The sequence below is a fragment of the Polaromonas sp. P4_F9 genome (genome assembly GCF_056401235.1).
Window position 1 is genome coordinate 142,252 of record NZ_JBFUJT010000004.1, and the last position, 22,511, is coordinate 164,762.

General features: G+C 60.2%; 19 protein-coding genes. All 19 read right to left on the bottom strand.

Going from position 1 to position 22,511, the window contains the following annotated elements; translation table 11 throughout:
* Positions 1 to 8: 8 nt before the first annotated feature.
* On the bottom strand, positions 9 to 266 hold the full coding sequence (locus AC1DUB_RS05525; protein ID WP_477728643.1) for a BolA family protein: 258 nt from the start codon (positions 264 to 266) through the stop codon (positions 9 to 11).
* A gap of 179 nt (positions 267 to 445) precedes the next feature.
* The gene (locus AC1DUB_RS05530; RefSeq protein ID WP_477717708.1) at positions 446 to 1,201 is read right to left on the bottom strand and encodes an ABC transporter permease; all 756 of its coding nucleotides are present in this window, start codon (positions 1,199 to 1,201) and stop codon (positions 446 to 448) included.
* Positions 1,202 to 1,349: 148 nt separating this feature from the next.
* Positions 1,350 to 2,309, bottom strand: a complete 960-nt coding sequence (locus AC1DUB_RS05535; protein ID WP_477728644.1) for an ABC transporter ATP-binding protein — start codon at positions 2,307 to 2,309, stop codon at positions 1,350 to 1,352.
* 101 nt (positions 2,310 to 2,410) lie between these two features.
* The gene (locus AC1DUB_RS05540; RefSeq protein WP_477728645.1) at positions 2,411 to 2,680 is read right to left on the bottom strand and encodes an STAS domain-containing protein; all 270 of its coding nucleotides are present in this window, start codon (positions 2,678 to 2,680) and stop codon (positions 2,411 to 2,413) included.
* Positions 2,681 to 2,694: 14 nt separating this feature from the next.
* The gene (locus AC1DUB_RS05545) at positions 2,695 to 3,330 is read right to left on the bottom strand and encodes an MlaC/ttg2D family ABC transporter substrate-binding protein (protein WP_477728646.1); all 636 of its coding nucleotides are present in this window, start codon (positions 3,328 to 3,330) and stop codon (positions 2,695 to 2,697) included.
* A 183-nt stretch (positions 3,331 to 3,513) separates the two neighbouring features.
* Entirely contained in the window at positions 3,514 to 4,278 is a 765-nt protein-coding gene (locus AC1DUB_RS05550; protein ID WP_477728647.1) for an MlaA family lipoprotein, read from the bottom strand.
* A 32-nt stretch (positions 4,279 to 4,310) separates the two neighbouring features.
* A complete protein-coding gene (mlaD, locus tag AC1DUB_RS05555; RefSeq protein WP_477728648.1) occupies positions 4,311 to 4,817 on the bottom strand; it encodes an outer membrane lipid asymmetry maintenance protein MlaD in 507 nt (168 codons plus the stop codon).
* Between the two features lie 141 nt (positions 4,818 to 4,958).
* Positions 4,959 to 5,753 carry a lipid asymmetry maintenance ABC transporter permease subunit MlaE gene (gene mlaE / locus AC1DUB_RS05560; RefSeq protein WP_477728649.1) on the bottom strand — a complete coding sequence of 265 codons (795 nt, stop codon included), beginning with the start codon at positions 5,751 to 5,753 and terminating at the stop codon, positions 4,959 to 4,961.
* Positions 5,750 to 6,598, bottom strand: a complete 849-nt coding sequence (locus AC1DUB_RS05565) for an ABC transporter ATP-binding protein (RefSeq protein ID WP_477728650.1) — start codon at positions 6,596 to 6,598, stop codon at positions 5,750 to 5,752. Before AC1DUB_RS05565 ends, mlaE begins: the two co-directional genes overlap by 4 nt.
* 510 nt (positions 6,599 to 7,108) lie before the next feature.
* Entirely contained in the window at positions 7,109 to 8,575 is a 1,467-nt protein-coding gene (locus AC1DUB_RS05570; protein ID WP_477728651.1) for a glutamate synthase subunit beta, read from the bottom strand.
* Between the two features lie 56 nt (positions 8,576 to 8,631).
* A complete protein-coding gene (locus tag AC1DUB_RS05575; RefSeq protein ID WP_477728652.1) occupies positions 8,632 to 13,425 on the bottom strand; it encodes a glutamate synthase-related protein in 4,794 nt (1,597 codons plus the stop codon).
* Positions 13,426 to 13,655: 230 nt separating this feature from the next.
* Positions 13,656 to 14,354 carry a transposase gene (locus AC1DUB_RS05580; protein WP_477728653.1) on the bottom strand — a complete coding sequence of 233 codons (699 nt, stop codon included), beginning with the start codon at positions 14,352 to 14,354 and terminating at the stop codon, positions 13,656 to 13,658.
* A 124-nt stretch (positions 14,355 to 14,478) separates the two neighbouring features.
* Complete coding sequence (locus tag AC1DUB_RS05585) at positions 14,479 to 15,630, bottom strand: ABC transporter substrate-binding protein (protein ID WP_477728654.1); 1,152 nt, start codon at positions 15,628 to 15,630, stop codon at positions 14,479 to 14,481.
* Between the two features lie 292 nt (positions 15,631 to 15,922).
* Positions 15,923 to 17,122 carry a deoxyguanosinetriphosphate triphosphohydrolase gene (locus AC1DUB_RS05590; protein WP_477728655.1) on the bottom strand — a complete coding sequence of 400 codons (1,200 nt, stop codon included), beginning with the start codon at positions 17,120 to 17,122 and terminating at the stop codon, positions 15,923 to 15,925.
* 97 nt (positions 17,123 to 17,219) lie between these two features.
* Positions 17,220 to 18,335 (bottom strand): 3-dehydroquinate synthase, encoded by a 1,116-nt coding sequence (aroB, locus tag AC1DUB_RS05595; protein WP_477728656.1) that lies wholly within the window; start codon positions 18,333 to 18,335, stop codon positions 17,220 to 17,222.
* Positions 18,336 to 18,426: 91 nt separating this feature from the next.
* Positions 18,427 to 18,951, bottom strand: a complete 525-nt coding sequence (locus AC1DUB_RS05600; protein ID WP_477728716.1) for a shikimate kinase — start codon at positions 18,949 to 18,951, stop codon at positions 18,427 to 18,429.
* A 175-nt stretch (positions 18,952 to 19,126) separates the two neighbouring features.
* Positions 19,127 to 21,247 (bottom strand): type IV pilus secretin PilQ, encoded by a 2,121-nt coding sequence (locus AC1DUB_RS05605; RefSeq protein WP_477728717.1) that lies wholly within the window; start codon positions 21,245 to 21,247, stop codon positions 19,127 to 19,129.
* 35 nt (positions 21,248 to 21,282) lie between these two features.
* Positions 21,283 to 21,834: a pilus assembly protein PilP gene (locus tag AC1DUB_RS05610; protein ID WP_477728657.1), complete on the bottom strand. Its 552-nt coding sequence runs from the start codon at positions 21,832 to 21,834 to the stop codon at positions 21,283 to 21,285.
* Positions 21,831 to 22,505 (bottom strand): type IV pilus inner membrane component PilO, encoded by a 675-nt coding sequence (locus tag AC1DUB_RS05615; protein ID WP_477728658.1) that lies wholly within the window; start codon positions 22,503 to 22,505, stop codon positions 21,831 to 21,833. Before AC1DUB_RS05615 ends, AC1DUB_RS05610 begins: the two co-directional genes overlap by 4 nt.
* Between the last annotated feature and the right edge of the window lie 6 nt (positions 22,506 to 22,511).

Below are 22,511 nucleotides of genomic sequence, written 5' to 3' on the forward strand. Positions count from 1 at the left end.
GCGTGTCTTTAGTCTGCTGCTTGGTTTGCGTTGTTGGCTGCCCACTCCGCGGGCGTGTAGGTTTTCATGGACAGGGCATGCACTTCGTCGGTTTGCAGCCGCCCGCCCAGCGTGGCATACACACGCTGGTGGCGCTGGATCAGGCGCTGGCCCTCAAACGCACTGGAGACAATGGTGGCGTACCAGTGCCGGCCATCGCCGGAAAGCTCGATGTACTCACAAGGCAAGCCTGCGGCAATGATGGTTTGGAGTTCTTCGCTGGTCATACAAGGTTTCAAAAAAGAGTGCGCAGCGCAGGGCCTCGAGAGCTACACGCAGTGAGCGAACGTGGGGGCTCTTCACCCCAGCAGGGGCCGCGGGACTGGCTTTGCCAGACCGCAGGCGCAGCGGCCCCCTCGGGGGGCAGCGCATTACACGAAGTAAAAAGCGTGGGGGTCATATTTTTCTAGTGCCTGATTTTGTAGCCGGTGCGCAGCATGTTGACCGCCACCGCGCTGACGATCAGCAATGCGGCCAGCACGATCCCCAGGCTCAGCCAGGGCGACACATCGCTGACGCCGAAAAATCCGTAGCGAAAACCGTCAATCATGTAGAAAAACGGGTTCAGGTGGCTGACCTTTTGCCAGAACGGCGGCAGCGAGTGAATCGAGTAAAACACACCGCTCAGGAAAGTCATGGGCATGATGACGAAATTCTGGAAAGCCGCCATCTGGTCGAATTTTTCAGACCATAGCCCCGCAATCACACCCAAGGCACCCAGCATGGCGGCGCCCAGCACCGAAAACAGCACAATCCACCACGGTGCCACAAAGCCGGGCTGGCCAAAAAGCACGGTGACGGCAAACACGCCGGCGCCGACCAGCAGGCCGCGTGCAATCGAGGAGCCTACATAGGCAAAAAACCAGTGCCAGTGCGACAGTGGCGTGAGCAGCACAAACACCAGGCTGCCCATGATCTTGCTCTGAATCAGCGACGACGAGCTGTTGGCAAATGCGTTTTGCAGCACGCTCATCATCACCAGGCCCGGCACCAGAAACGCGGTGTAACTCACCTGGTCGTACACCTTCACCTGGTCCTGCAACACATGCCCAAAAATCAGCATGTAGAGCACGGCGGTCAGGACAGGCGCACCCACGGTCTGGAAGCCGACCTTCCAGAAGCGCAGGACTTCCTTGTAAAAAAGGGTCTGCCAGCCGGTCATATTGAGGCCCCCACGCTTGTCACTGCGTGTACTGCGCTGCCCCCCGAGGGGGCGCTGCGCCTGCGGCCCGGCGAAGCCGGTTCCGCGGCCCCTGCTGGAATAGTCTTGGCCCCCATGCTTTTCGCTTCGCGCAATGCGCCGCTCATGATCATGCTGTGACTCCTGTCAGGTTCAGTTCGACAGGCTCTTCCACGACTTTTTCCGCCATCACGTCGAGAAATACATCTTCCAGGTCGGCCTTGCGGATTTCCACATCTTTGGCCACCAGCCCGGCCTCGCGAATGGCCGCCAGGTATTGTTCAATCTCATGGGCACTGTTGGCTGGAAACTGCACGATACGGCCGGTGATTCTGGCCTGGCGCGCCAGTTGCGGAGGCAACTCGCTGTCAATCTTGAAGCGCAGGACATTCGACGAAGCCGCCTCCAGCAGCTCCGAGGTAGGCGCCAGCGCCACCACCCTCCCCTGCTTGAGCATGGCAATGCGGCTGCACAGAGCCTCGGCCTCTTCAAGGTAGTGCGTGGTCAGCAACACGGTGCTGCCCTGCCTGTTGAGTTTGGCGATGAACTGCCAGAGGGTCTGGCGCAACTCCACATCAACCCCGGCAGTGGGCTCGTCCAGCACAATCACCGGCGGTTTGTGGACCAGCGCCTGCGCCACCAGCACACGGCGCTTCATGCCGCCTGACAGCTGGCGCATGTTGGCATCGGCCTTGTCAGCCAGCCCGAGACTGGCCAGCAACTCGTCAATCCAGGCATCGTTATGCTTGATGCCGAAATAGCCCGACTGGATGCGCAGCGCTTCGCGCACCGTGAAAARGGGGTCAAATACCAGCTCCTGGGGCACTACGCCGAGTTTGCGCCGCGCATTGGCGTAATCAGTCACGACATCGCAGCCGTGCACCTTGACAGTGCCGCCGCTGGCCCGCGAGAGGCCGGCCAGAATACTGATGAGCGTGGTTTTTCCTGCGCCGTTAGGGCCCAGCAAACCGAAAAACTCCCCTTGCCGGATGTCAAAGCTTACGTCGTCAAGCGCCCGGACCACAGGGCCGGTCTGATTTCGCGCGGATGAGTAGGTTTTGGAGACTGACTGGAATGAAATAGCTGGCATGAGCCCATCATTTTAAGGGCTGACGCTTTTTTCTCACGCCCGACCGCTGGAAGGCCCCGCGCAGCGCATGAGACGCCAGCAGAAAGCTGGAAAATCCGGCCTCAGGCTGCGGCAGGAATCAGGTCGGCTACCCCATAGAGCCGGGCCAGTTGTCCCAAGCGCGCCGGCGCACCGCGCACCGCGAACGCCTTGCCCACGGCCAGGGCCTCGCGCCGGCACGCCAGCAAAACCGCCAGCGCCGACGAGTCAAACTCCTGCAGCGCGCTGGCGTCGGCCACCACTTCCGCCGTCTGGGACAGAACGGCCTGCTTCAGCCCGCCCGTGAATCCGGCCGCCACGGCATGCGTCAGGACAGAAGGCAGGGTCAACATGGCAGACGATGCGTTCAGGATTTCTTTTCGCTCGCGTTGGACTTGTTGCGCTGCACCAGTGATGCGATCAGGCCATCCACACCCTTGGCGCTGATTTCCTGGGCAAACTGGGTGCGGTAGGTTTCCACCAGCCACACGCCCAGCACATTGAGGTCATAGATTTTCCAGCCCGCAGCGGTTTTCTCCATGCGGTAGTCCAGTTGAATCGGGTCGCCGCGTCCAAGCACTTCCGTGCGCACAATCACCTCGGTATCAGCCGCCTCTGCGCGCAAGGGCTTGACGCTGAGCGACTGATCCCTGACTTGTGACAATGCGCCGGAGTATGTGCGGATCAGCAAAATCTTGAACTCTTCCTGCAGACGGCTTTTCTGCTCCGGGGTGGCCTGGCGCCAGTTGCGACCGACAGCGGAGGCCGTCATGCGCGTGAAGTTCACATTGGGCATGATTTTGCTGTCAACCAGCGAGATCACCTTGCTCATGTCACCGGCCTGCACAGACTTGTCAGCCTTGATGCTGTCCAGCACCTCTGTCGAGACGCGCTTGATCAACGCATCAGGGGCTTCGTCGGCAGCGCGAACAAAAGAAGCGGGCGCCAGCAGGGCCAGACTGAGGGTGGCGGTCAAGAGTTGGCCAAGGGTTCTACGGTTCATGGTTTTCCTTCGGTAGAGAAACAATGTCTGACAGCGACCTGCACGGCAATGCATGCATATCCACTTCTGCCAAACAGTGATTCAGTAGCTATTTTCCGTGTTTGTTCGGGGCTAAAGATGAAGTTGTACAGCAGTCTTGTAAATCTTGTTTACATGGGCTCTTTGGCTCTTTTCTTTGGCTCTTTAATTCGCAGGTGCCGGAGCGGATGCGGTGGATGCTTGATCCGCGGGAGCCTCCGGCAGGTCGTAGCGCTCTTCTTTCTCGGCTGCCGCACCGCGAATCAGGTTGCGACGGCGCTGTAGATAGATGTCGCGGGAAAAACTGTATTTGTCAAGCGCAGCCTCTTCCAGCAGGGTGCCCGCGCCCAGCAGGTTGGCCCGCAGGTCCACAGCACGCAAGGCGATCAGGGAGTTGCGAACCGAAACGTCGTTTATCCCGCTCACCAGATCCCCCTGAACATCAACAAGCGAGCCCACGGAATCACGCACGGTGGAGGGCCCCAGCAGAGGCAGCACCACATAGGGACCGGAGGCTACACCCCAATAGCCCATGGTCTGGCCGAAATCCTCGCTGTGCTTGGGAATTCCCAGGTCGCTGGCAACGTCGAAAATACCGCCCAAGCCCCACAAGGTATTGACCGTGACCCGAAAAAGGCTGTCAGAAGCCTCTTCAGGCTTGGCCTGCAGCACGTTGTTGAACAGCGACCAGACATCCGAGATATTGCCAAAAAAACTGTTGACGGCGGTGCGGATGGGCGCAGGTGTGACGTCCCGGTAGGCTGTCGCTACCGGCTTGACGAGGGCGCGGTCGACACCGTCGTTGAAGTTAAACATCACCCGATTGAACGGCTCCAGCGGATCGGCCGGGTTGGCATTCGGTCCGGTTGCGCAACCCTGAAGCAGCACAAGCGTGAGGGCAGCTGCAGCCCACCACAGGGGCCGTTTCATCGTGATTCCTGTCGTTGACGTCGTTCGTATCATCATTTTTTTTCTGGGGTCCCTGATGACGGCGCAGCCCCTGATCCAGAACTGCTGTCCGCCGCTTTACTGTATAAAAACTGGCTGATCAGACTTTCAAGCACCACGGCCGACTGGGTCTGTTTGATCACATCCCCCGCAGCGAGGTTTTTCTCATCCCCACCGGCCTCCACGCCGATGTACTGCTCACCCAGCAAACCGCTGGTCAGTATTTTCAGCGAACTGTCCTTCGGAAAGGTATAGCGGCTTTCCATGGCCAGGCGAACGCTGGCCTGGTAGGACTTGTCGTCAAAAGTGATATTTTCAACCCTCCCGACAACAACGCCCGCACTTTTGACCGCAGCCCGTGGTTTCAGGCCGCCGATATTGTCGAACTTGGCCGTGACGCGGTACGAGGTGTCAAAACTCAAGGTGAGCAAGTTGGCAGATTTGAGCGCCAGAAACAGCATGGCTGCGCCACCTATCAGGACAAACAAGCCAACCCACACGTCGTTTTTTGAGCGTTGCATCTTTTTTCTTTCAATGACTCAGGTCGGCCCCTGCAGCAATTGCAGGCCTGTCGGCCTTCCTGTCTTTGCGGAATCGCCGCATGGCGCACGCAAACGGACTAAATTTTCGCATGGCTGGCTTCAGAAGGTGCGCGCCGCGTTTTAAAGGCTGAACATCCAGGCCGTCAACAAAAAGTCCAGTCCGAGCACGGCCAGCGAAGCCACCACCACGGTACGGGTCGTCGCGCGCGACACGCCTTCCGGCGTGGCCTGTGCCTCAAACCCCTGGTGCAGCGCCACAAAAGTAACCGTTACACCAAATACAAGACTTTTGATCACGCCATTGCCGACGTCGCGCCAGACATCGACGCCGGCCTGCATCTGGCTCCAGAACGAACCCGCATCGACACCGATCATCAGCACGCCGACCACCCAGCCGCCGATGATGCCGACGGCACTGAACACCGCAGCAAGCAGCGGCATGGCGATCACGCCCCCCCAGAACCGGGGTGCCAGGATGCGGCGCACCGGATCCACGGCCATCATTTCCATCGCGGACAGCTGCTCTCCGGCTTTCATGAGGCCAATTTCAGCGGTCAGGGAGGTGCCGGCACGGCCGGCAAACAGCAGGGCGGTGACCACCGGCCCCAGTTCACGCACCAGGCTAAGCGCCACCAGCAGGCCCAGCGCCTCCGAGGAGCCATAACGCTGCAGCGTGTAGTAGCCCTGCAGGCCCAGCACAAAACCCACAAAAAGGCCTGACACCGTGATGATGGCCAGTGAGTAATTGCCGAGGAAAAATATCTGGTCACGCACCAGGCCGAAACGGGCCAGCGCCGGGCCCGTCAGCGCCAGCAGGCGTGACATCAGGCGCGCGGCGTGGCCAAGCTCGGCAAGCTGGCTGCGCGTGGTAAAGCCCAGGCTCGAAAGCAGGTGGACGGGGCTGTAGCGACTCATGAACGGCCCTTCCGGCCTGCTGCAACCTGATTGCCAAAATCAGTGGCGACATCCGGCCCGGGGTAATGGAATTTCACGGGGCCTTCGCTTTGCGCGTTGACAAACTGATGGACCAGCGGGTCGGTGGAGTTCCGTACCTCGTCGGGCGTGCCCTGCGCGGCAACGCCGCCATTGGCCAGAATGATGACCTTGTCGGCGATGTGAAAGGTTTCTTCGAGGTCGTGTGAAACCACGATGCTGGTAATGCCCAGCGTGTCGTTGAGCTGGCGGATCAGCTTCGCAGCCGTTCCCAGCGAAATCGGATCCAGCCCGGCAAAGGGCTCGTCGTACATGATAAGTTCGGGATCCAGCACGATGGCTCGCGCCAGCGCCACACGTCGCGCCATGCCGCCTGAAATTTCGCTGGGCATCAGATCGCGCGCGCCGCGCAGCCCCACCGCGTTGAGCTTCATCAGAACGATGTCCCGAATCAGTGCATCGCTCAGCGCGGTGTGCTCGCGCAAGGGAAACGCCACGTTGTCAAACACGCTCAGATCGGTGAACAGCGCACCAAACTGGAACAGCATGCCCATGCGGCGCCTCGCCTCATAAAGCTCGGACTGCACCAGTTTGCCAATATTTTTGCCATCGAACAGGACTTCGCCCTGATTGGCTTTTTGCTGCCCGCCAATCAGGCGCAAGACCGTGGTCTTGCCACCRCCCGACGCTCCCATCAGCGCCGTGACCTTGCCCCGCGGCACCGACAGGGTGACCCGGTCGAGAATGACGCGGTCCCCGGCAGAGCCCGGATAGGAGAAGGTCACATCCTTGAATTCGACCAGCGATGAAGCGGAAATGTCGGCCATGGGAGAAGAAAGGGCCAACGAGCGCGTCGGCATTGCTAGGGAATGCCCTAATGATACGGGGTTTGCCCTGTCTTATCTGCGGCGCCCAGGCCGCACGCCTGCCTCAGAAATGAGCGAATACCGCCGCCCCGCCACTGCAAGCCACAGCATCGATACGAAAACCACCTGCCAGCTTATTGTTTACGCGCCTCAAACGCTCTTCTTTTTATAGCAGCCAACCACTCTGCAACCATCGCCGACATCAGCGCATCAGGTCGCTCGACAATCACCCGCACATCACATGGTGGCCTTCGCGCAACACAGGCGCCTGCCTGCGTTGTACTCGATACGAGCCGTGGATGATGGGTGATGGACGAAAGGGGTCGCAGCGCTTAGCGTGGCAGGTCGCTGTACCCCATGAGGAACTCGTCAACGGAGCGCGCGGCCCGGCGGCCTTCGCGCACTCCAAGCGCAAGCTTGGGGTTTATTTAACCGCCCCTTGGGGCGATTTGCGAAGGCCGGGCACAGCGCTTAGCGAGGCAAGTCGCTGTAGCCCATCAGAAATTCGTCGGCAGCACGCGCGGCCTGGCGGCCCTCGCGAATCGCCCACACGACCAGGCTTTGACCACGCCGGATGTCGCCGGCCGCAAACACTTTGGGCACATTGGTGGCGTAACCGCCCGTGAAGTCAGTGCTCGCTTTGGCATTGCCGCGGTTGTCCTTCTCGACACCAAAAGCCTCCAGGACCGAAGCGACCGGCGAGACAAAGCCCATGGCCAAGAGCACCAAGTCGGCCTTCAGCGTCTGCTCCGACCCCGGCACCTCGACCATCTTGCCGTCCTTCCATTCAACGCGAACGGTTTTCAGGCCGGTGACCTTGCCTTTTTCGCCCATCAACTCCTTGGTGGAGATCGCGAACTCGCGCTCGCAGCCTTCTTCGTGGCTGGAACTGGTGCGCAGCTTGATCGGCCAGTACGGCCAGGTCATGGGCCGGTTTTCCTCTTCGGGGGGCTGCGGCATCAGTTCGAACTGGGTCACGCTGGCCGCGCCGTGGCGGTTGCTGGTGCCGACGCAGTCGGACCCGGTGTCTCCGCCGCCAATCACGATGACATGCTTGCCGTCGGCCCTGATCTGGCCTTTGACCTTGTCACCCGCGTTGATCTTGTTTTGCTGCGGCAGGAACTCCATGGCGAAATGCACGCCGTCCAGGTCCCGGCCAGGCACAGGCAAATCGCGAGACTGCTCGGCACCGCCCGTCAGGATGATGGCGTCAAAGTCCTTTTGCAACTGCTCGGCCGATATCGTTTCCTTGGCCCAGTTCGTGACTTTGGAATCCTTGGGCAGGCTGCCGATCATCACACCGGCGCGGAAAATGACACCTTCGGCCTGCATCTGCTCGACGCGGCGGTCAATATGGATTTTCTCCATCTTGAAGTCGGGAATGCCGTAGCGCAGCAAGCCGCCGATACGGTCGTTTTTCTCAAACAGCGTGACATCATGGCCGGCGCGCGCCAACTGCTGTGCCGCGGCCATGCCGGCAGGGCCAGAGCCCACCACCGCCACTTTTTTGCCGGTCTTGTGCTTGGGCAACTCGGGCCTGACCCAGCCTTCGGACCAGGCACGATCGATGATGGCATGCTCGATTGACTTGATGCCGACCGGATCGTTGTTCACGTTCAGTACGCAGGCTGCCTCGCAGGGCGCGGGGCAGATGCGGCCAGTGAACTCCGGAAAGTTGTTGGTACTGTGCAGCGTGTCGATCGCGTTTTTCCAGTCGGCACGAAACACCATGTCATTGAAATCGGGAATGATGTTGTTGACCGGGCAGCCGCTGTTGCAAAAGGGCGTGCCGCAGTCCATGCAGCGTGCCGCCTGCTTGCCGGCCTGCGCATCGTTCAGCCCGATGACAAATTCCTTGTAGTTTTTCAGGCGCTCGGGCACAGGCTTGTAGCCCTCCTCGATGCGCTGGTATTCCATGAAGCCGGTGATTTTTCCCATGATCAGTCCTGTCGGTTCCGTTGTCGTGATGAGTACAAGTTTGCTGCGGCCAGGCCTTACTTGGCCGCCGCGGTTTCCTGATTGGTAGCCACTTGCGAGCGGGTGGTTTCAGTCGCAGCTTCGAGCCTGCGCTCCTTGCGCTCGATCAACGCCCGTTTGTACTCATTCGGGAAAACTTTCACAAACTTCAGACGCGCCTCGCTCCAGTTGTCGAGCAATTCCCTTGCGCGTTTGCTGCCCGTCCAGCGGTTGTGGTCCTGCAGCAGGCGCTTGAGCAATTCCTCGTCACTCTCACCGGCATGCCAGTCCGATTCATGGGCGTGCTGCTCGACGGTGCTCACCACCCGGTCCATGGACACCATGGAGGTATTGCAGCGCGTCGCAAACAAGCCGTCTTCGTCGTAGACATAGGCCACGCCGCCGCTCATGCCGGCGGCGAAGTTGCGGCCGGTCTTGCCCAGTACCGCCACCGTGCCGCCGGTCATGTATTCGCAGCCATGGTCGCCCGTGCCTTCCACCACCGCCGTGGCACCCGATAGTCGCACCGCAAAACGCTCGCCGGCCACACCGCTGAAAAACGCTTCGCCGGTGGTGGCGCCATACAGCACCGTGTTGCCGACGATGGTGTTTTTATGCGACTCACCCCGGAAGTCAATGCTTGGTCGCACCACGATGCGGCCGCCGGAAAGACCCTTGCCGGTGTAGTCGTTGGCATCGCCAATCAGGTACATGGTGATGCCCTTGGCGAGGAAAGCGCCAAACGACTGGCCACCGGTACCCTCAAGCTGGATACGCAGGGTGTCATCAGGCAGGCCTTCAGGATGGCGGCGCGTCAGCTCGCCCGACAGCATGGCGCCGACGGTGCGGTTGACGTTGCGCGCCACCTCGATGAACTGCACTTTCTCGCCTTTCTCCAGAGCGGCTTTTGACTTCTCGATCAGGCGGACGTCCAGTGCCTTGTTCAGCGCGTGATCCTGCTCCATCACATGCAGGCGCGGCACATCGGCCGGCACATTGGGCTGGTAGAACAGGCGGCCGAAGTCCAGACCACGGGCCTTCCAGTGCTCAATGCCTTTTTGCGTATCGAGCAGGTCGGCACGGCCAATCAGGTCATCGAACTTGCGCACGCCCAGCTGGGCCATCAGCTGACGCGCCTCTTCAGCCACAAAGAAGAAATAGTTAACCACATGCTCGGGCTTGCCGCTGAATTTCTGGCGCAGCACCGGGTCTTGCGTAGCCACACCCACCGGGCAGGTGTTGAGGTGGCACTTGCGCATCATGATGCAGCCCTCGACCACCAGCGGCGCCGTGGCAAAACCAAATTCATCGGCGCCCAGCAACGCGCCAATGACCACGTCACGGCCGGTTTTCATCTGGCCGTCGGCCTGCACGCGAATGCGGCCGCGCAGGCGGTTGAGCACCAGGGTCTGCTGGGTCTCGGCCAGGCCGATTTCCCAGGGAGAGCCGGCGTGCTTGATGGACGACCAGGGCGAAGCGCCCGTGCCGCCGTCATGGCCAGCAATCACCACGTGGTCGGACTTGGCCTTGGCCACGCCCGCGGCAATCGTGCCCACACCGACTTCGCTGACCAGCTTGACGCTGATGCTGGCGCGCGGATTGACGTTCTTCAGATCGTGAATCAGTTGCGCCAGGTCTTCGATGGAATAAATGTCATGGTGCGGCGGTGGCGAAATCAGGCCGACACCGGGCACGGAGTAACGCAGGTGGCCGATGTAGTCGCTCACCTTGCCACCGGGCAACTGGCCGCCCTCGCCGGGCTTGGCGCCCTGCGCCATCTTGATCTGGATCTGGTCGGCTGACACCAGGTATTCAGCCGTGACACCAAATCGGCCGGAGGCGACCTGCTTGATGCGCGAACGCAGCGAGTCGCCGTCCTGCAGCGGAAGATCCACCTCGACCTGCTTGGGGCCGATGACGCTTTTGAGCGTTTCACCCTTTTTGATCGGGATGCCCTTGAGCTCCTGGCGATAGCGGTTCGGATCCTCGCCGCCTTCGCCGGTGTTGCTCTTGCCGCCGATACGGTTCATCGCGACGGCCAGCGTGGCGTGGGCTTCGGTGCTGATCGAGCCGAGCGACATCGCGCCGGTCGCAAAACGCTTGACGATTTCCTTGGCCGGCTCGACCTCGTCGATTGGGATGGCTTTCGACGGATCGATCCTGAACTCGAACAGTCCGCGCAAGGTCATGTGGCGACGGTTCTGGTCGTTGATCAGCTGGGCGTATTCCTTGTAGGTGTTCCAGTTATTGGAACGCGTGGAATGCTGCAGCTTGGCGATCGCGTCGGGCGTCCACATGTGGTCCTCGCCGCGCACGCGCCAGGCGTACTCGCCGCCGGCATCCAGCATGTTGGCGAGCAACGGATCATCGCTGAACGCCGCCTTGTGCATGCGCAGGGCTTCTTCTGCAATCTCGAACACGCCCATGCCTTCCACCTGGCTGGCGGTGCCGCTGAAGAATTTGGCCACGGTGTCGCGGTTCAGGCCGATCGCCTCAAACAGCTGGGCACCGCAGTAGCTCATGTAGGTCGACACGCCCATCTTGGACATGATCTTGGACAGGCCCTTGCCAATCGCCTTGGTGTAGTTGTAGACCGCCTTGTCGGTGCTCAGGTCGCCGGGCAGGCCCCTTGACAGCTCGGCCAGGGTTTCCATGGCCAGATAGGGATGAACGGCCTCGGCGCCATAGCCCGCCAGCACCGCGAAGTGGTGCACCTCGCGCGCCGAGCCGGTTTCCACCACCAGTCCGGCCGTGGTGCGCAGGCCCTCCTTCACCAGGTGCTGGTGAATCGCGGACAGCGCCAGCAATGCCGGAATCGCCACCTGCGTGGCGCTCACGGCGCGGTCGCTCACGATCAAGATGTTCTTGCCGTCCTTGATCGCATCGACCGCCTCGGCGCACAGCGAAGCCAGCTTGGCCTCCACGCCCTCGTGGCCCCAAACCAGCGGGTAGGTGATGTCCAGCGTATAGCTCTTGAACTTGCCCTGGGTGTGCGCCTCGATGTCGCGCAGCTTTTGCATGTCGGCCACGTTGAGCACTGGCTGGCTGACTTCCAGCCGCATCGGCGGGTTGACCTGGTTGATGTCCAACAGGTTCGGCTTGGGGCCGATGAAGGACACCAGCGACATCACGATCGCCTCGCGGATCGGGTCGATCGGCGGGTTGGTGACCTGCGCAAACAGCTGCTTGAAGTAGTTGTACAGCGGCTTGTTCTTGTTGGACAGCACGGCCAGCGGGCTGTCGTTGCCCATGGAGCCAGTGGCCTCTTCGCCGTTGGTGGCCATGGGAGACATCAGGAACTTGATGTCTTCCTGCGTATAGCCGAAGGCTTGCTGGCGGTCCAGTAATGACAGTCCCCCGTGGCTCCCCACTGCGTGTGGTTCGCCTCCCCCCTCGCTGGGGGCGGCGCCTTGCGTCCGGCCAAGCCGGTCCGCGGCCCCTGCTGGTGCCGCCTTGACGTCGTCGAGCTTGATGCGCAGGTTTTCAATCCACTGCTTGTAGGGCTTGCTGTGTGCCAGCGTCGCCTTGATTTCCTCATCGTCCACCATGCGGCCCTGCTCGAGGTCGATCAGGAACATCTTGCCGGGCTGCAGGCGCCACTTGCGCACGATCTTGTGCTCGGGAATCGGCAACACGCCGGATTCGGATGCCATGATGACCAGATCGTCGTCGGTAACGCAGTAACGCGAGGGACGCAGGCCATTGCGGTCCAGCGTGGCGCCAATCTGGCGGCCGTCGGTGAACACGATGGAGGCCGGGCCATCCCACGGTTCCAGCATCGCGGCATGGTATTCATAGAAGGCCTTGCGGCGCTCGTCCATGGTGGTGTGCTGCTCCCACGGCTCGGGGATCATCATCATCACGGCCTGGCTGATCGGGTAACCCGCCATGGTCAGCAACTCCAGGCAGTTGTCAAAGGTCGCCGTGTCCGACTGACCCGCGAAGCTGATGGGGTAGAGCTTTTGCAAATCGGCCCCCAGCACGGGAGAGGACATCACGCCCTCGCGCGCCTTCATCCAGTTGTAGTTGCCCTTGACGGTGTTGATCTCGCCGTTGTGCGCCACATACCGGTACGGGTGAGCCAGCGGCCACTCGGGGAACGTGTTGGTCGAAAACCGCTGGTGCACCAGGCCGAGCGCCGAGACGCAGCGGGTGTCGGTCAGGTCACGGTAGTAGGTGCCTACCTGATCGGCCAGCAGCAGGCCTTTGTAAACCACCGTGCGGCTGGACATGCTGGGAACGTAATATTCCTTGCTGTGCGTCAGGCGCAGGTTCTGGATGGCGGCGCTGGCCGTTTTGCGGATCACATACAGCTTGCGCTCGAGGGCATCCTGCACGATGACGTCGTTGCCGCGGCCGATGAAAATCTGGCGCAGGATGGGCTCTTTTTCGCGCACCGTCGGCGACATGGGCATGTCGCGATTGACCGGCACATCGCGCCAGCCCAGCAGCACCTGGCCTTCTGCCTTGACGGCGCGCTCCAGCGCCTGCTCGCAAGCCAGACGCGAGGCATGCTCTTTCGGCAAGAACACCATGCCCACGCCGTACTCACCCGGCGGCGGCAGCGCGACACCCTGCTTCGCCATTTCCTCACGGTACAGCGCATCCGGCAGCTGGATCAGGATGCCGGCGCCGTCGCCCATCAGTTTATCGGCACCCACCGCGCCCCGGTGATCGAGGTTTTCAAGAATTTTCAGCCCCTGCTGAACGATGGCATGGGATTTGTGCCCCTTGATGTGCGCGACAAACCCAACCCCGCAAGCGTCATGCTCATGGGCTCCGGAGTACAAACCGTGTTCTTCAAAATGTTTGATTTCAGCAGCCGTGGTCATGGCGATTCCTCATCGGTTTGGGAGAAAAGCGGCACAACAAGCGCGCCCCCTCTTCTCCGCAATGTTCATAATTTTTTGCAAGGACTGAGAGCATAGTGCACTGCAACAACAATGCCAAGCACTTTAATTGGGGTCAGATTCTAATTAATGTCACACAAAAACAATCAAATAATAATTAGGGACACATACAAATCACCCGGAAATACCCAGCGGGCGCCACACGGTGGCGCTCAAGGAGATGCTGATTTGCGAGCCGGACGTCCGGCCCGGTTTTTTTGGACGCGACGCGCGGTCCGCTTTTGCAATTCAGCCACAAAGCCCTCCCCCCCCAGCGCCCAGCCGCCGAGGACTGACCGGGTCAGTGCATCCTGCTGCGCCGGCGAGATGCCCGCACGCACCAATTCGGCGTAAGCCACTTCCCGCTCAAACGGCGTGTTGCCCAGCGCCCAGAACAGCGGATGGGGCGTCACGAGCCTGTCGGCCCGCAAACCGGCGTAATGGCCGTGGCTGGACCAAGGGTAGTCTTTGGGATCCCCTGCCAGCCCGCTCCGCACCGGATTGAGGTCGATATAGGCCATGCAGGGCAGCAGATAGCGCTCCGCTTCTATCAAGGTCGAGCGGTAACGCCCTTCCCACAAGGTCCCGGAGCGTGCCTGGCTGTCATTGAAGTAGCGCACATAGCGCCGACCGACAGCCTGCATCATCTGGGGCAGGCCCTCGGCGCTTGCCGGTGTAGCAAGCAAATGGAAATGATTACCCATCAATACATAGGCATGCAATGCCACCCCGAATTTGCGGGCGTTTTCTTCCAGCAGGGCCAGCAGCATCTGGTAATCAGCTACCGATGAAAAAATGGCCTGCTGGTTATTGCCGCGCTGAAGGATGTGATGAGGGCAGCCTGCAAGCGAGAGGCGGGGAAGACGGGCCATGGATGGGATGACTGGAGGTGCAAGGAGTGAAGCGTCATGATAATTGGAATCTGACCCCAATATTGACGATAACCAGGAACCCCTTCATTTCGATCTCCAGCGGCTGGTGGCCGCGGTCGGGAATTTATCGAACGACCTTGCCGTCGGGTGTGATCGTGACCAGGTCGATCGCCCGCACGGATTCATATTTTTTGGCGCGAAGATTGACGCGAAAGCCGCCCACGTCGTAGTCCGTCATGGATTCGAAGGCTTTTTGCAGGCCAGCACGGTCCGGCTTGCCACCGCCCGAGACACTGCGGCGCACCCCTTCGGAAAATGTGCGGGCGGCGATGTATCCCTCCACGCTTTCGTAGCTGGGTGTCTGGTCGGTCTGGTTCAGCACATCCAGGTATTCCTTGATGATGGGTGTGGCGGTGCTGCGCGGCGAGGGTACAACCTGGGAAATGACGATGCCGCCAATCTCTTTGCCCAACGCACTGAACAAGGGGTCTATGCCGACCACCGAAAAGTTCAGGAACTGGCCACCAAAGCCGGCCCGCCGCATTTTGCGGATGAAGGCGGCCGATGAATTGAAGAGGCTGACCTGAATGATGGCCTGGGGCTCTGCCTTGAGCAGCTGGACCACTGCCGCATCGACCTTGTCGCTGTTGACCGGCGACAGGGCACTGGCCACGATGGGTGGACGTTTGAGGTCGAGCAGCGCCTGGTTGATGGCGGCCAGACCGGCGCGTCCCATCGCATCGTCTTCGGCAAACACGGCAATGCGGTCCTGGTTAAGAGTGGCGCAGTGGCGCGTCACCTTGTAAGCCTCGTCCGCCAGCGCTGGACGAACATGAAACACATGGGCGAGGGCTGGATCGTGCAACGCATCCGAAGCAGCAAAAGGTGCAAAAAACAGGGCACCCGTCGGTTTGGCGACGGCAAAGGCGGCATCGCAACTCGCGGTGCCAACAAAGCCGAACAGCGCATCGACGCCCTGATCCAGCAACTGCCGGGCATTGCCGGCCGCCCGGACGGGATCGTAGCCATCATCCAGCGCCTTGACGTCGATCCGGTAGCCGCCCGCACCATTTTTTGCATTGATGGCGTCAAAGTAAAGTTTGGCGCCGTTGAGGTAAGCCAGCCCGATCTGGTCGGCCGCGCCCGTCAGCGGCACGGACTGCCCCACGACCACCTTTCGCGCAGCCTTGACAGTTTGCGCCCGGAGCGCGGGATTTGCCACCAGGGCACCTGTGAAAACACCACTCAGAATTAATTGCCGCCGATTGGGAATCATGAAAACACCTTTCCAGATACAAGACAACCAAGCAGCTTTAATGCCTGCGCTGCTACGGGTGCCCAGCACAAATTTTGGGCAGGCCGTGCAGGGTAATCCGGGAAACCATCCGAAGCCAGCCCGGAAAATGCCGACATGTCATAAGGCTATGCATTTCCCTCTGCATGCGCGGGTTTCTACCAGTCGTGGGTGTCTACTTCATTTCTGCAGCTGTTACGTCCGCGCTGACCACAGGCGATGGATCCCCTGCTCGCCTGTCCGCCGGCAGGTCGGTGTTATCAGACGGGCGCAGTCAAAGCGGAAAAACGGTGCGCCCCTTGAGGCGCTCATGCTCCCTGGCGGCGAAGCGGTCCGTCATGCCAGCGATGTAGTCAGCCACCACACGCTCGGGTTTTGCCCCAGCGCAATAGGGCATGTCGATCCCGGCTGCACGGTCTATATGCGCCTGTGGCATCTGCGCGGGGTCGGCCATATAGGCCTCGAACAAATCGCGAACCACTTGCTTGGCCGCCTGCGTGGTTTGCACCACCTGTGGGTGCCGGTATAAATTTTGTAGCAAAAATCGCTTGAGGGACGCGGACTGTGCCGCCATCTCTTCGGTAAAACACACCAGCGGGGGATGCTGGCGTACGGCCTGGACGTCGGCCGGCGCGGCCGCCTGCAAAGCCATCCGCGTCGCATCAATGACGTTGTAGACCTGCGCACTGAGCATGCGGCGTATGGTTTCAAACAGCAGCCGACGGCCCTGCAGGCCCGGATGCGCCAGGCCCGTTTCGTGGCGGTACTGGCTGAACAGCGCCACGTCCTCCAACTGTTCCAGGCTGAGCAAGCCCGAACGGACACCATCATCAATATCGTGGGCGTTGTAGGCAATTTCATCCGCAAGATTGGCCAGTTGTGCCTCCAGACCGGGTTGCAGCCATCGAGGGCTCGTTGATGCCGATGCGACAAAACGCCGGGCCACACCACCGGGTTCACGCGCCTCGATATGGCGGGCGTTGCGCTTTGAGCAGTGCTTCAAAATTCCTTCGCGTGTCTCAAACGTCAGATTCAGGCCGTTGTATGCGGGATAACGCTCCTCCAGCGTGTCCACGACCCGCAGGCTCTGCAGGTTGTGCTCGAAGCCGGCGCTCTGCGGATTGTGGTTTTTCAGGCATTGGTTCAGTGCATCCTGGCCGGCATGTCCGAATGGCGTGTGACCCAGGTCGTGCGCCAGGGCAATGGCCTCAACCAGATCTTCGTTGAGCTGCAGGGTACGGGCAATTGACCGCCCCAGCTGCGCGACCTCCAGCGAATGGGTCAGGCGGGTGCGAAAGAGATCACCCTCGTGATTCAAAAATACCTGGGTTTTATAGACCAGGCGGCGAAACGCCGTGGAATGCACAATCCGGTCGCGGTCGCGCTGGAATTCAGAGCGTGTCGGCGCCGCAGGCTCGGGGTAGCGTCGGCCGCGCGACAGCGCCGGATCACAAGCATAGGCCGCAGCACTCATGACTCACTCATCCAGACAGCTTCCAGCCTTCACGAAATCGCGGCAAGCAGCTATCGCGCTCATGGCACCCCGCAACATTTACCGGCCCCATCGTCCATCACGCACAACAGGCATCGATGACTTCGCGCACCAGCGCATCGGGTGCGCAACGCACCGCCGCCTTGCCTGGCCCATCAATCACCACGAAGCGGATTTCACCGGCCTCGGATTTTTTATCGACGCGCATCAGCTCGAGATAGCGGCCGGCATTGTCAATGGCGGACAGCACAGGTCCCTTGACGGGCAGGCCGGCACGCAGGACGAGCCCGGTCAGGCGCTCGACAAAAGCCATGTCGACCAGGCCCAGACGCTGCGACAAATGCGCAGCCATCACCATGCCGCAGCCCACGCCCTCGCCGTGCAGCCACTCGCCATAGCCCAACCCCGACTCAATCGCGTGGCCAAAAGTATGGCCGAAATTCAAAATTGCCCGCAAGCCCGACTCACGTTCGTCCTGCCCCACCACCCAGGCCTTGATCTCGCAGCTGCGCTGAATGGCATGCGCCAGCGCGGCTGGGTCTTTGCCCAGCAAGGCATCGAGGTGACCCTCAATCCAGTCGAGAAACGCCATGTCGGCGATCGGCCCGTATTTGATGATCTCGGCCAGGCCCGCGCTCAATTCACGCGAAGGCAGCGTGACGAGTACATCCAGGTCGCAAACGACCAGGAGAGGCTGGTAAAACGCGCCGATCATGTTTTTTCCCAGCGGGTGGTTGATGGCCGTTTTTCCGCCCACCGATGAATCCACCTGCGCCAGCAAGGTCGTGGGAACCTGCACAAATGGCACGCCGCGCATGTAGCTTGCGGCGGCAAATCCGGTCATGTCGCCGACCACCCCACCACCCAGCGCGAACAGCACTGTTTTTCGGTCACAACCGTTTTCCAGCAGCGCATCAAAAATCAGCTGCAGGGTCGGCCAGTCTTTGTGGGCCTCGCCATCGGGCAAAGTCACCTGCAAGACCTTCTCATAACGCGCCCGGAGGGCCTGCGTGAGCCGGGCCGCATACAAGGGAGCCACGGTGGTATTGGAAACAATGAGCGCCGTGCTCGCTTTGGGCAGCTGCTCGTAGGTCGAAGCGTCGCCCAGCAGGTTCACGCCAATGGCAATCGGATAGCTGCGTTCGGCCAGATGGATACGAACCTGCGCCGCAGCGGGGGAAGAGTTTGCTTGCATAACCGCAAGTGTAGAGGCACTCCACCGCCCAGCGGGTGCCGCCGGTCTTTGCGCCGCCACCGCAACAGCGCGGCCGGCGCGTGACATCAGACTAAGGCGCAGGAACCACGCCCGCCAGTTCCAGCTGCATGAGAATCATGTTGACCAGGGTCGACACCGAAGGACGGCCGGTTTCAATCACGAACCGGGCAGTTTCCCGATACAGCGGGTCGCGCGCGATGTAAAGGTCGCGCAATCGCGCCAGTGGATCGGCGACCTGAAGCAGCGGCCGGTTCTGGTCATGCCGCAAGCGCCGAAACACCTCTTCCGGCGCCGAATGCAAATACACGACCTGCGCCCGCACCCGCAAGTGCTCGCGGTTCACGGGACGGAGCACGGTGCCGCCGCCGGTGGAGAGCACACAGGGCTCTCCTTGGGTCAACTCATCGATGACCAGCTGCTCAAGATCGCGGAACGAAACCTCGCCTTCGCGCTCAAAAAACTCGCGAATGGAACAACCGATACGCTGCTCTATGACCTGGTCTGAATCAACAAATGGCAGACCCAGCCTGCGGGCAAGCTGCCTGCCCACGGTGGACTTCCCGGATCCCGGCAGGCCTACACAGGCGATTTTCAACAGGTTTGCATTCACTTGAATAGGCAGTATGCCAGCGCTGAAGGCATCGGAAAGAAAACGCCTCCAGAATTGGAGCGCTCAACAAAGAAGCGAAGCTGACATCCTCCCAGGCAATGTCAGCTTTCATTCTCAAGCGACTTCCGCTTTACCGGCGTGTCCAATACGGACTTTACACTCAGCGCAATGCGGCCCCGTTCGTCAGCATTTTGGGCGTAATGAACACCAGCAGTTCAGACTTGGTGGCTGAACGGGTTTTGGTTTTGAACAAGTTGCCAATAGCAGGCAAGTCGCCCAGCAGGGGAACCTTGGTCTCATCTTCCCTGTCGTTCTGCTCAAAGATGCCGCCGATCACCACCGTGCCACCATTTTCAACCAATACCTGCGTCTGTATGTGCTTGGTGTCGATGGCAAAGCCATTGGAAGTGGCCCGGCCAACGCTGTCCTTGTTGACATCAACATTCAGGATGATGTTGCCCTCGGGCGTGATCTGGGGGGTAACTTCCAGCTTCAGGTTGGCTTTGCGGAAGGCGATCGAGGTGGCGCCGCTGGAGGTTGCCTGCTGATAGGGCAGTTCGGTGCCCTGCTCGATCAGCGCCTTCACCTGGTCCGCCGTCACGATTCGGGGACTGGACACGATTTTCCCTTTTCCGTCAGCTTCCGCCGCCGAAATCTCGAGGTTCAGCAACCTTGTCACGGAAGAGTTAAACAGGGAGATGGCGAAGGTGGATGCCGGGTATCCGTTTTGCCCGACGCCAGGCAACTGCACAAAGTCGCCCGCATTGGTTCCAAAGTTCTGCCCACGGATTGGGCCTGTAGCCGCTGTAATGTTCGGCGCTATGTAGCTATCGCCAAACATGACATTGCGATTTCCATTCAATGAGAATGGCCGGCCGCCGAGCCTGACACCCAACGATTTCCCAAAGCTGTCCGATGCCTCAACGATGCGCGCCTCGATCAGCACCTGCCGCACGGGGATGTCAAGTTTGGCAATCAAAGCCTGAACCTGCTCAAGTTTGGCCGGTATGTCCGTCACAAACAGTTGGTTGGTACGCGATTCCGAGATCACGCTACCCCGCGTGGACAGGATCTTGGTCGCACCCGCACCGCTGGTGCCCAACAGCCCCGCTGCGACATCTGCGGCTTTTGCATAGTTCAGCTTGAAATCCTGGGTACGCAGCGCTTCCAGGCTCTGGATGGCATTTCTTGACTCATGGTCCTGCTTGTCCTTCGCGGCAAGTTCGTCCTTGGGGGCGATCAGCAAGACATTGCCCGTTTTACGCATGCCCAATCCCTTGGCCTGCAAAATAATGTCCAGCGCCTGGTCCCAGGGAACGTCTTTCAGGCGCAGGGTCACGGAACCTGACACGGTATCCGAGGTGACGATATTGAAGTTGGTGAAGTCCGCAATAACTTGCAGCAGCGAGCGGATTTCAATGTTCTGGAAATTCAGGGACAGCTTTTCACCAGTGTACCCGGGGCCTTGGCTGAGCTTGTTGGGGTCAACTTTCTGCGGACGCACTTCCAGCACAAACTGGTTGTCGCTCTGATAGGCGCTATGCTCCCACGAGCCTTTGGGCTCTATGACCATTCGCACCTTGTCACCGGTCTGAAAAGTGGTGACGGTCTGGATCGGTGTGCCGAAATCGGCCACATCGAGACGACGGCGCAAGCCCTCGGGCAGAGCCGTTTTCAGGAACTCAACCACGAGGGTCTGACCCTGCTGACGAATATCAACACCGACCTGGTTGTTGGCAAGATCCACGACTACCCGACCCGCACTGTCGGTGCCGCGGCGGAAATCAATATCCTTCAGCGGAAGGACGTCGCGGTTGCGGCTCTCGGCAAACACCGGCGTCGCCGCTGCAGAAGGCGCAGCCAAGGCAGCCGGCTCCAGGGTAATCAGCAGGGACTTGCCTTGTATCTCGGCCTTGTACGCCGTAGGAGCCTTCAGATTGAGCACAACCCGGGTTCGCTCCCCCGCCTGCACCACGTTGGCGGAGCGCAGATTTCCGAGGTTGAGGTCAACCGCAGAGCGTCCCATGGCATTGCTCACGCCCGGAAAATCAAGCGCAATGCGCGCAGGCGCCTGGATGCTGAAGCCGGTAGGTACAGCTGCAAGCGGTTCGGCCAGATCAATACGGATCACCTCCGCACCGCCCTGGACGGAGCCAGAGAGGGACTGGATGGTATTTTGCGCCTGCGCCGTCGTAGTAGTCAGCGATGCCGCAAACAGCACCACGCTCAGAGAAGCGCTGCGCAACACGCATCCAAGCAAACGTTGCAGGCTGCCTCGCATCGCCTCTGCCTTTAATGCCGATGTCTGCTTGTTATTCATTTTGATCCCTCTAATAACTGTAAAGTCGCTGGCCGCTCTATCCATTCGCCTGCAGCGTCTTGCACGATTTCCCGCAGGGCAACACTGGTTTCGGTCACCTTGGTAATACGGCCATAGTTCTGGCCCAGATAATTACCCACCCGGACCTGGTAGATCAGGTTGTCGACCCGTACAAGTGCTACGGGCAGGCCGACTTTAATCAGGCTTCCGACCATGACCACGGCATCCAGAGGAGACGCCTCCAGAGGCTCCTTGCGCCGGCTCAACTCGGGGGCGACCAATGCTGCATTGGCCGTTCCCTGACTGGAATCGCGCTTCAAGGCCTGCGCCAGTTTCTGATTGCTGAACGGCTCTATTGAACCTTCCTGGTTATAGGCTTGCGGCGTGAACTTGGTCGGCTCGGGTAAAAGATCAACCTTGGGCTTGGTTGCGTTTCGCTGATCCACCATCCACTGCTGCAGTTCTTCCTGTTCGGACGAACTGCAACCGGCCATTCCGAATAAAAACAGCGTCAGGCTGGCGATCAATGCAGGGCGACTGATTCTCATTTCTTGACTCCCTTGGCGGGAGCGCTCTTGCGCTGCAAGGCCACCTCTTCACCGTCGAGGTAACGGAAAGTCTTGGCCGTGGTATCCATTGTCAGATTGCCATCCTTGGCCGGCAGGAGGCTCAGATTGTTCAGGGTGACGATACGGGACAGATTGGCAATATCCGCCGCAAACGCCCCAAGATCGTGATAGCGACCCGACACGCGCACGGCAATCGGCAATTCCGCGTAATACTCCTTGACGCTCACCTGACCCGGACGAAACAACTCAAACTGCAGGCTGCGGCCCAAACCGGCCTGATTGATATCGGACAGCAGGGCATCCATCTCCGCTTTGCTCGGCAGCTGCTTTTCAAGCTGCGTCACGTATTGCTGAACCTGTTCACGCTGTTTCTTCAGGGCATCCAGATTGACGGCCTGCACAAGTTTCTTCTTGTAGTCATCCCTGAGTTGAACTTCTTTTGCTTTTTCTGCAGTCAACTCTTCGTCAGAGGCGTTCAGCCCCAAAAACCAGATGGCGACCACCACCAACACCGTCACGGCAAGGCATAGGAGATAGCGTGGCAAAGCCGGCCACGAGGGTGGATCATTCGGATCAAGCCCGCTGAACTGGGCTTTCAGGCTGCGTTGGAAACTGCCTAAATCGACAGAAGATTTTGGTTTTTTTGCCATGATCAG

Excerpts from the sequence above, each read along its gene's own strand:
- AC1DUB_RS05525 (WP_477728643.1), bottom strand. The coding sequence starts at position 266 with ATGACCAGCGAAGAACTCCAAACCATCATTGCCGCAGGCTTGCCTTGT.
- AC1DUB_RS05530 (WP_477717708.1), bottom strand. The coding sequence starts at position 1,201 with ATGACCGGCTGGCAGACCCTTTTTTACAAGGAAGTCCTGCGCTTCTGG.
- AC1DUB_RS05540 (WP_477728645.1), bottom strand. The coding sequence starts at position 2,680 with ATGTTGACCCTGCCTTCTGTCCTGACGCATGCCGTGGCGGCCGGATTC.
- AC1DUB_RS05545 (WP_477728646.1), bottom strand. The coding sequence starts at position 3,330 with ATGAACCGTAGAACCCTTGGCCAACTCTTGACCGCCACCCTCAGTCTG.
- AC1DUB_RS05550 (WP_477728647.1), bottom strand. The coding sequence starts at position 4,278 with ATGAAACGGCCCCTGTGGTGGGCTGCAGCTGCCCTCACGCTTGTGCTG.
- mlaD (WP_477728648.1), bottom strand. The coding sequence starts at position 4,817 with ATGCAACGCTCAAAAAACGACGTGTGGGTTGGCTTGTTTGTCCTGATA.
- mlaE (WP_477728649.1), bottom strand. The coding sequence starts at position 5,753 with ATGAGTCGCTACAGCCCCGTCCACCTGCTTTCGAGCCTGGGCTTTACC.
- AC1DUB_RS05570 (WP_477728651.1), bottom strand. The coding sequence starts at position 8,575 with ATGGGAAAAATCACCGGCTTCATGGAATACCAGCGCATCGAGGAGGGC.
- AC1DUB_RS05575 (WP_477728652.1), bottom strand. The coding sequence starts at position 13,425 with ATGACCACGGCTGCTGAAATCAAACATTTTGAAGAACACGGTTTGTAC.
- AC1DUB_RS05580 (WP_477728653.1), bottom strand. The coding sequence starts at position 14,354 with ATGGCCCGTCTTCCCCGCCTCTCGCTTGCAGGCTGCCCTCATCACATC.
- AC1DUB_RS05585 (WP_477728654.1), bottom strand. The coding sequence starts at position 15,630 with ATGATTCCCAATCGGCGGCAATTAATTCTGAGTGGTGTTTTCACAGGT.
- AC1DUB_RS05590 (WP_477728655.1), bottom strand. The coding sequence starts at position 17,122 with ATGAGTGCTGCGGCCTATGCTTGTGATCCGGCGCTGTCGCGCGGCCGA.
- aroB (WP_477728656.1), bottom strand. The coding sequence starts at position 18,335 with ATGCAAGCAAACTCTTCCCCCGCTGCGGCGCAGGTTCGTATCCATCTG.
- AC1DUB_RS05605 (WP_477728717.1), bottom strand. The coding sequence starts at position 21,247 with ATGCGAGGCAGCCTGCAACGTTTGCTTGGATGCGTGTTGCGCAGCGCT.
- AC1DUB_RS05610 (WP_477728657.1), bottom strand. The coding sequence starts at position 21,834 with ATGAGAATCAGTCGCCCTGCATTGATCGCCAGCCTGACGCTGTTTTTA.
- AC1DUB_RS05615 (WP_477728658.1), bottom strand. The coding sequence starts at position 22,505 with ATGGCAAAAAAACCAAAATCTTCTGTCGATTTAGGCAGTTTCCAACGC.